Here is a 1,185-nt window from a genome sequence, read left to right as displayed (position 1 = left end):
GCAGCCCGTACCGCGAAGGCCGACGTCGGTGACACCGTCGCGCTCGAAACGGCCGTCGGCCGTACGGACTTCCGGGTGTCCGGGCTGGCCAGGGCCGGGGCGGGTGACACAGCGGCGGCGGGGGCGGCGGCCGATGGCAGCGCTACGGCCTGGTTCGCCGACGCCGAGGCACCCGCGCTGGCCGGGCACTCCGGCAAGGCCGACGCCATCGCCGTGCTGGCCGCGGACGGAGCCGACACCGACGCCCTTGCCGCCGCCGTCGAGAAGTCCCTCGCCGGCTCCGGCGCGCAGGTGCACACCGGCGACGGCCGCGGCGAAGCCGAGGAGCGGGGTCTGGCGTACGCCAAGGAGACGCTCCTCGGACTCGGCAGCCAGTTCGGCGGGATCGCCACCCTGGTCGCCGTCTTCACCGCGGCCGGCACGGTCGCCCTGTCCGTCGGCCAGCGCACCCGCGAGTTCGCGCTGCTGCGAGCCGTTGGCGCCACCCCGCGGCAGATCCGCCGTGCGGTCGCCGCGGAGGCGCTGCTCGTCGCCCCGCTCGCCGGGCTGATCGGGTGTCTGCCGGGGATCGCGCTGGCGCGCTGGTGGTTCGGGCAGCTGAAGGACCGCGGGGTCATCCCGGAGGCCGTCGATCTGCACGTCTCCTGGATCCCGCTGCTCGCCGCCGTCGGCACCGGACTGCTCGCGGCGCTCGGCTCCGGCTGGATGGCCGGGCGCAGGCCCGCGAAGATCAAACCGGGGCAGGCGCTCACCGAAGCCTCGGTGGAGCGGCTGCGGCCGGGCGTCATCCGTACCGTCCTCGGGCTGGGCGCCCTCGTCGGCGGCGCGGTCTTCGCCGGAGTCGCCGCCTCCGCCGCCGGTGACAACGCGGCCAACGCCTCCCTCGGCGTCATCATGCTCTTCATGCTCGCCGTCGCCCTGCTCGGCCCGCTGGTGGCCCGCCTGTGCGCGGCACTCTTCGGCCTGCTGCTGCGCGGCGGCGGTGCCTCGGCGGCACTGGCCGCCGCCAACTCCCGTACCAACTCACGCCGGTTGGCCTCCGCGATCACCCCGATCGTGCTGGCGATGGCCTTCGCCTCGACGCTCGTCTTCATGCACACGAGCGAGAGCCGAATCGCCTCGGAACAGCTCCGCGACGGCATCACGGCGGATCACGTCGTCACGGACCCGGCGGGCCTGCCCGCC

The 1,185-nt window shown here is 75.2% G+C and carries 1 protein-coding gene; it reads left to right on the top strand.

Features of this window, described 5'->3' with window-relative positions; all coding sequences use genetic code 11:
* Window positions 1-1,185: ABC transporter permease (locus O3Q52_RS53295; protein WP_269655575.1), on the top strand; the 1,185-nt coding region annotated here is incomplete at both ends.

The sequence above is a fragment of the Streptomyces sp. ActVer genome (genome assembly GCF_027270795.1).
Taxonomy (GTDB): Bacteria; Actinomycetota; Actinomycetes; order Streptomycetales; family Streptomycetaceae; genus Streptomyces; species Streptomyces umbrinus_A.
The sequence above is the reverse complement of the archived record's forward strand: the minus strand, read 5'-3'. Positions and strand labels throughout refer to the sequence as shown.